We start from the raw sequence: 7597 nt of genomic DNA, 5'->3' as shown, positions 1-7597 counted from the left end.
GATAAGAATCCTGCGGCTAAGCTCAAAGAATTGGCTGGACTTATTGATGAGGTTTTTCAGTTAATGCCTTCTGGAAAACATATGGTTGGGAGGGATTTGGGGCGTTTAGGGCCGACGGTTTCGCTACAGTACCGTGCTGCTGGATAATTTTCCAAGAATCAGGCTGCAAAAAATTTAAAAACTTGAACATCGAGTAGTACGCTCGTAAAGCCGACAAACTGCCTCATGTCTTAAATCATGAAAATGTAAATCTTCACATCCAGCAAGTCTGGCAATCGTTGTCCATTTCCGGCTTAACTTCATTGTAGTATGTCGCAACGATTCCTGTTTACCATCCCAAAATGGAAAAATTAAATCATTATGGGAGTTCCAGCCTGTTAATGCAGCCAGGGCAACTGATGATAACGGCACTTGCCGCTTATCTCCATTCTTCGTTTTATCCAGAAATATTGTTTTCTTTCCCAAATCAACCTGCCCTACCGACAGAGTGTACATTTCACGCAGTCGCATTGCTGTTTCAATTGCAAGGGTAAATAACAACTCCCACGCAAATCTATCATTTGTAGTAATGCCACGCTGAACTATTCATTTGTGAAATTTTAAACGTAGCCAGCGGGGTAGCATAGCATTAAGCAATAACCGATCAGATTCAGAAATAGACACTTGTACTAAATATTGCCGAGCCCAGATATCGATAGTTTTAACTGGCGCTGGAGCAGATTCCTGTAGTTCAACCGGCAATATCCCTTGATCTAGTAACCGCTCTACACCTAATGCATAAATTCTTGCCGCCTCTTCGGTATCGGCACTGGCATAATGCGGTTTAGGCAAAACCCCTTTACGCTGAATAATAATTTCCCAGCTACCTGATGCGCGTCGTCTTATTGTTGCCATATTTTGCGTAACCCCCTGCCAAGACGTCGCAAAGTGGTTGCAAACACTTTTACTAATAATTCTGGGGTATTTTAACCCTATTTATGGCTATTATTACAAGATTAAAAAGTGACAGGCATAAAAAAACCGCTTTTAAGCGGTTGATTTTATTACTTTCTTTTGGAGGCTGCGGGCGGAATCGAACCGCCGTAGATGGCTTTGCAGGCCACTGCATAACCATTTTGCTACGCAGCCCTAAAAGTGAAATAAAAAAGCCGCGATAGTTCGCGGCTTTTTTTTAAATTAATTGGAGCGGGAAACGAGGTTCGAACTCGCGACCCCAACCTTGGCAAGGTTGTGCTCTACCGCTGAGCTATTCCCGCACTTCAATTTATTCGTCCATTATAAGACTTATTTAAATCTTGTCAATCTTTATTGAACATCAATTGCCGAAACCCAGCCTGTGCTGCCTTTACATTGACCATCATCAACCTGAACATTCGCGAATGCATTTTTCTTTCCTGCAAAATCCTGGAAGCCGATGATAATTACAGGGGTACCCTGAGCTATACGCCTGCAAGACTCAACCTTACCTTTGCCTTCCTCTTCACTATCATCAAATGCCGCCATAGACCCAGGCACGGGAAGCAATTTAATAGGCGATTCAATTTCATAAGTATTGGGATTTTTCAAAACATACCGCTGTCCGGCAACAAGATTTTTGGCCGAAGGTCCGGAAATAGTACCTGAATCACCTCCACTCATTATAATAACAAGCAGCAGGAAGACTACGCCACCCACAACACCAAAAAATACTTTTGGACTTTTTTCTTTTAAGTCCATCATTGATGAAAGCAACTTTCCACCCGTTTCTTTTGCAGCATCTACCGTTTTTTTAGCATTCTCTTCATTACTCATTTCATATCCTCACAATTATAATTTTTTATTATTTTCAGGCTCTTACTAGAACTATATTACCTGATTACCCCGATAACTCATAGATACAAACATTCTCACTACGATTAAAAAGCTGACAATTCATCACTAATAATCAACTTGACATGCCAACTTACCACGATAAAAAAACTTTTCAAGCGCTATATGCATATATCACTATATTTCAATGGCATACGCTATTTAAATGAAATCGTAACCTTTTTTAGCCTGTAACGATACCGACTTGCCCTTTTCCGCTACCCGTCGACATTCAAACTGCCAGTAACCTAAGCCGACATTCTTCCTATTACTCAACACAACAGGAAAGTCTTCGTTATTCATAAACATTCGAATAATATCACCATCTTTCAGCATAAAAGTATCGGTAATGATATAGCTTTTTTCACCTTCCAATTCCTTTGCGCTATAAAACAGGCCTTTTTGCGGAACATCTTTTCCCACCTCATCCAATTGAACATGAGTGATGGCAATGGATTGATGTGCCAATAATTGCATGCCAAAGTTTATTCTGCCGCTTTGCTTATCGACAATGACCTTGTTGACTATCCCTAATGAACGCTTATGCTCTGAACTGTCTGTTTTTCTAAAGCTGACTAAGCTCCCCACAGACAGTACCCCCGTTTTTTCAAATACACCGGACAATAATCTGTCAGACGCCGATTGAACGAGAATCTCTAGGTCTTTTTCGCCGTCAACCCCCATTGCATTTTGCAGCTCATGGGTTGACTCCAAGCCTACGGCAATATATCGATCCGTTCTATCACTAAAAAAGGGCACGCCCTGTAGATCAATTCCCAGCCATCGTTGCTCAAGATAATCAAGCAATTCTGCAGCGGGTTTTCCGCTATTACTGTTCAATACCTGCATTGAACTAAATCTTGCCTCCGCCGCATTAATCAATTTTTCTTTTTGCTTAAAAGCCTTAAACAATTTGGAAAAGTCCAAATACAATATTGCTGAATCATGTTTAGCGCCCACCTCAAATTGATAATGCGGTGATTTATCCTCGTCCGTTAAGACTATGCACTGTATTTTTTGCCCATTTACCGGCTCTTTTTTTAGGCTGACCAAAGATCCTATCGTTTCTATAAAGCTATAAACCAGCAAAATTTCCTTTTGTATTAAGCCGGTCGGATCAGCGAGACTGAGTAACAGGATCCGCCGATAGCACTCTTCAGGACTACTTGATTTAGTGGACAGGGTTATATCATTGGCAACTTTAGTCGTATCATTTTTTATTTTTACGCTCAGACTGTAAAGTGAGTGTAAATCTATCCATACCCAGTCAGGTATCGGCATCCCCATAATGAAATGACTGACAATAATACTACCCAGTCCTTTAATGCTGCGCTGGATTGCCAAGGCTGCATTCTTGCCTTGAAACCAGCCGACATCACGCTTGGTTAGCTCCTTAACCACCATCCAATAGCCGATAGTGAATTCCTTTTCAATTGAGACCAACACATTCAAAATTTTCTTATCATTCTCTTCTTTTGGAAAACCTGCTTTAATCAGTCTGGATCGAAGATAGTCTTCAATAACATGAACACTTGAACTTAAAAGCTCCAGCGCATCCAACCTTAACTGAACAGTCATTTCAATAGCATTGAAATCTATAAGAAAATCGTGCAACAGGCGCGTGGCTAAGCCAGGATTAGCCGTAGGTAATTCAGCAACCCAATGTCGTAGCGCCTTTGCTTCAAATTCTTTTAGGCGCAGGGGATTATTTTGTTGTGCTGGAATAACCAGAAAAAAAGAAGTCTTCACTTATTCACCGAATTTATTTTAGGGTGGGCGCGGCTAAAGCCGCCCCCACATACAGTTTCCAACAGCATCACGATCCATTATTCGAGGCATCAAGCCCCGCCTTTTCTGGTCATCATCCCTTTTGATGGGTTATAGCCAATGATGGCTGCCGCCATAAATAGGATAAAAGCAAGTAATGTATAAATAAATGCTTGGCTGTTAAATTGGCCGTAAAGGGTGAAACGAATTAACTCAACCGCCTGGGAAAATGGATTATAGTGCGCCAGATTATGAAGCAGCGCACTGGACTCTTTAATTTTCCATAAAGGATACAATGCGGTTGACATAAAAAACATCGGGAAAATCACAAAGTTCATCACCCCGGCAAAATTTTCCAATTGTTTGATAAAAGAAGACAGCAACAAACCCAGAGCGCCCAGCATTAATCCTGACAATAACAGCGCAGGCGCCAGCCACACATACCCTTGCCACGGAGCCTGAATATCATAAAACCACGCAATCGCTAAAAACACATAGACCTGCAAAATGGATACACCGGTACCGGCCAGCAATTTGCTGAGCAATAAAAACCAGCGCGGCAACGGGCAAACCATCAATATGCGCATACTGCCCATTTCCCGGTCGTAAACCATCGATAATGAACTCTGCAAGCCGTTAAACAACTGAATCATACCGATCAGGCCGGGAGTAATATAAACCTCGTAAAGAATATAGGTCTCGTAAGGCGGGGTAATCGCAAGTCCTAATGCGGCTCTAAATCCGGCCGCAAAAACAAACAACCAGACTAAAGGCCTGACCAAGGCGGAAATAAACCGCTCACGCTGGGTAACAAATCGCCATAATTCGCGCCAGATGATGCCCCACATGGCGCGCCAATAATGCAGTAGCTTCATGCCTGCTCTCCCTGGGTCAATACATAAAAAGCATCTTTAATCGTTGGAGTTTTTGTTACTTTAAGAACCTCGTCAACGGTTCCGTTGGCTTTGACCTGCCCTTTATCAAGCACGATTAAATGATCGTCGGGATAAATTTCATCGATCAAATGGCTCGCCCATAAAACCGCCAATTTTTCTTCGCCGGCCAAACGATGCACATAGTCGACGATAGACAGCCGACTAGGCACATCCAAACCGACGGTAGGCTCATCCAGCAACAGTACCGACGGCTTATGCAATAAGGCTCGGGCAATTTCTACGCGCCGCCTATGTCCGCCATTGAGCTGGCGTACTTTTTCAGCTCGTCGGTCATACATCGCTAATCGCTCCAATTCCTGCTGAATCCTTTGCGTAGCCTGTTTTCGACCCATGCCATGCAAGGCGGTGTGATAGCGCAAGTTTTGCATCACCGTCAAATCCATATCCAACGTAGTTTGCTGAAACACCACGCCCAGCTTTGCCAATGCTAATCGTGTCTGCTGTTTAATATCAAAGCCGCATAACTCGATACGCCCGTCACGCGTATCATACAAGCGGGTAATCAAGGAAAATAAAGTACTCTTCCCTGCCCCGTTAGGGCCTAACAAAATCGTGCACTCACCCGGCTGAATCTTAAAATTAACCTGGTTTAGCGCTTTTTTACCGCCATAAGAGAAACTCAAATCTTCGACGGATAATGCTGTGGATGAGTTCATGGCTTGACTGCGACTCCCCAGGGATAATTACCTACACCGACCGATTTAGTCACTTTTTGACTGTCAAGATCAATAATCGAAATATCGTTGCTGGTACCGTTAGTGGTATATAGCCTTTTTTGCTCCGGTGAAAACGCCAGATTCCAGACCCGCTGCCCAACCAGCAGATATTTTTCCACCTCAAAAGTCTGCGCATTAATTACCGCAACACGGTTAGCAGGCCCCAATGCCACATAACCGCGTTTGCTGTCTTTATCGATAACCACGCCGACCGGCTGGATTTTATCGCGCGTCACGCCTTGTACATCGAACGGGATGGTTTTGATGATCTGCTTGGTTTTTACATCCAGAACCATCAAGGTACCGGCCATTTCCGAGGTAACCCACAGCTGCTGACTATCAGCAGTAAAACTCAGCGACCGGGGACGCGGATCAACCAGGGTATTTTCAACAATAGCATTGGTTTTGGGATCAATCCAATGCACCATATTGGTGGTTTCAGACGCGCTGACCACCCAGCGATTATCAGGACTCGCGGTGATGCCCTCCGGCTCCACACCCACTTTAATCTGTTTGACGGCTTTTTTATCAGCAATGTCGATGACGGTTACCAAGCTATCATCTTCATTGGAGACATAAAGTCGGTCGCCCGCAGGATTTATCGCAAATGTTTCGGGGTCTTCGCCGGACGGCAACTGTCCGACTGCTTTCAGCGTCTCGGCATCGATAATCTTGATGGTATTGTCATCACTGGTTGCCACATACAAAAACTTATTATCGGGGCTGATGGCGATGCCTCTGGGGCGCTGACCGATTTCTACTGTTTTGATGAGTTTACCGGCGATAGGATCGACAACCGCCAGCGCATTATCTTTTTCCAGCGTAACAAAAACCGTTTCTGCTTGCGCATTTGCAACGAATGCAATCGATAAAATTGCAAAAACGGCTGTAGGGGCGACTTTAGTCGCCCATTGCGCTAAAGGGCGACTAAAGTCGCCCCTACAAGCATTCCTGGATACAAATGTATTTCTCATGATTATTTACTCCATTTACAAGTCGATTCAGATTGATCATAACCCAGGGTATCGAGTTCGGTTTTCGGATGCAAAAAACCTTCAATCGGCGCGACAGCGACCAATGATCTGGGCGCTGCCAGCAAAACAGGTTGCCGCAACTGTCCATCCCAAGGTCGGAACGACAAAGGATTGCCTTTATAGCCCTGCAACGCGAATGCATCGCTCAACATATAGTCTTTAAGCAGGTTTACGTCATTAGATTGAGTACGGGTAGCCGCCTCGCCGACGGCTCTAACCGCCAGATAAGCGGCATAATCTTGTTCTTCCATCCAGCGTCCCGCTTGCTCTTTAAAACGATTTTGAATCTGCACCGAGCCCCATTGTTCATGGGTTCGATGCCATGCCGTAGCGACTAATCCCTGAGTACCGATCACTGGCCTGGCATTCCAGGTTCTGTATTCCAGATATTCACCAAACAGGCCTTGCTCATCGGCAACGACCAACACATCGTAATCGTCCACCTGAGAAAATACCGCCACATCCGATTGTGCGGTGCGCCTGGCATCGTAGGTATGCTCCCAGGTTTTTTCCTCGACTATTTTCATACCGAAACGTTTGGCTGCTCGTCTTAGCGCATCAGCAAATAAACGATCCTCCTCGGTAGCGCCGATGACTAAAAACCACTTATTCCAGCGCTTTTTCATCATGTATTGCGCCAGCGCATCGGCACGCATTGCCCTATTAGGCAAAAGATGCAAAACATTATTGCGGCATTGCTCATTGCGTAGCGCATCATCTATTGATGCCACATCAAACAGCAGCTTCTTTTTTGCGGAGGGCAAATCTGCGACGCTATTGATCGTATCGCTAGGCAAGTTGACAACGACATACGGATATTGATCGCCAATAGCTTTATTAAAGGTATCAACGACATTGCCATCCAGCGGCACGATGAATTTTTTCAGCACAAACTGCTGCCCGGTAAACTGTCCGGTCGTATTATTGTCATCAGTCGCCAGTTCTGCCCCCAAAATGCCCTTATCTTTGATAAACGCATCCAGATTAGACATCGGCGGAGGAACTTTCTGCTCTTGCGTTAAATAAGCGATATTGATCGTCTGTTTAGCCCCGGCATAAACAAAATTAACGCTAAGCAAATGAATAATAAATAAAAACTTAATAGTTACCTGGAGAGACAAGTTAATTGATCGCATCATTTCCTAATAATAATAACTGATGTTACGCACCCACCCCTCAAAAAGCGTATTATTTCGGGATGGAAAAAATAAAACTAGAATTATACACAGACTACCTGATCTGCAATAACGGGTTTGCGACGGCGACCGGATTGTCG

General features: G+C 44.2%; 8 protein-coding genes and 2 tRNA genes. All 10 read right to left on the bottom strand.

Features of this window, described 5'->3' with window-relative positions; translation table 11 throughout:
- Window positions 1-174: 174 nt before the first annotated feature.
- The 10 genes from RW114_RS19165 to RW114_RS19120 all read right to left on the bottom strand — a co-directional run bounded on the left by RW114_RS19165 (window position 175) and on the right by RW114_RS19120 (window position 7457).
- Window positions 175-540: a site-specific integrase gene (locus RW114_RS19165; RefSeq protein ID WP_340124350.1), complete on the bottom strand. Its 366-nt coding sequence runs from the start codon at window positions 538-540 to the stop codon at window positions 175-177.
- A 45-nt stretch (window positions 541-585) separates the two neighbouring features.
- Entirely contained in the window at window positions 586-894 is a 309-nt protein-coding gene (locus tag RW114_RS19160) for a hypothetical protein (RefSeq protein ID WP_340124349.1), read from the bottom strand.
- 160 nt (window positions 895-1054) lie between these two features.
- Window positions 1055-1128, bottom strand: a tRNA-Cys gene (locus RW114_RS19155).
- Between the two features lie 53 nt (window positions 1129-1181).
- Window positions 1182-1256 (bottom strand) — tRNA-Gly (locus RW114_RS19150).
- Between the two features lie 49 nt (window positions 1257-1305).
- Window positions 1306-1791 carry a hypothetical protein gene (locus tag RW114_RS19145; protein WP_340124348.1) on the bottom strand — a complete coding sequence of 162 codons (486 nt, stop codon included), beginning with the start codon at window positions 1789-1791 and terminating at the stop codon, window positions 1306-1308.
- Window positions 1792-2010: 219 nt separating this feature from the next.
- Window positions 2011-3597 (bottom strand): hypothetical protein, encoded by a 1587-nt coding sequence (locus RW114_RS19140; protein ID WP_340124347.1) that lies wholly within the window; start codon window positions 3595-3597, stop codon window positions 2011-2013.
- Between the two features lie 89 nt (window positions 3598-3686).
- The gene (locus RW114_RS19135) at window positions 3687-4490 is read right to left on the bottom strand and encodes an ABC transporter permease (RefSeq protein WP_340124346.1); all 804 of its coding nucleotides are present in this window, start codon (window positions 4488-4490) and stop codon (window positions 3687-3689) included.
- Complete coding sequence (locus RW114_RS19130) at window positions 4487-5227, bottom strand: ABC transporter ATP-binding protein (protein WP_340124345.1); 741 nt, start codon at window positions 5225-5227, stop codon at window positions 4487-4489. The genes RW114_RS19135 and RW114_RS19130 overlap by 4 nt, the downstream gene beginning before the upstream one ends.
- The gene (locus RW114_RS19125) at window positions 5224-6261 is read right to left on the bottom strand and encodes a PQQ-dependent catabolism-associated beta-propeller protein (RefSeq protein WP_340124344.1); all 1038 of its coding nucleotides are present in this window, start codon (window positions 6259-6261) and stop codon (window positions 5224-5226) included. The genes RW114_RS19130 and RW114_RS19125 overlap by 4 nt, the downstream gene beginning before the upstream one ends.
- Window positions 6262-6263: 2 nt before the next feature.
- Window positions 6264-7457 carry an ABC transporter substrate-binding protein gene (locus RW114_RS19120; protein WP_340124343.1) on the bottom strand — a complete coding sequence of 398 codons (1194 nt, stop codon included), beginning with the start codon at window positions 7455-7457 and terminating at the stop codon, window positions 6264-6266.
- Window positions 7458-7597: the final 140 nt, after the last annotated feature.

It is taken from the genome of Methylobacter svalbardensis (genome assembly GCF_037671525.1).
Lineage (GTDB): Bacteria > Pseudomonadota > Gammaproteobacteria > Methylococcales > Methylomonadaceae > Methylobacter_A > Methylobacter_A svalbardensis.
This window is presented reverse-complemented; position numbering and strand designations above follow the sequence as displayed.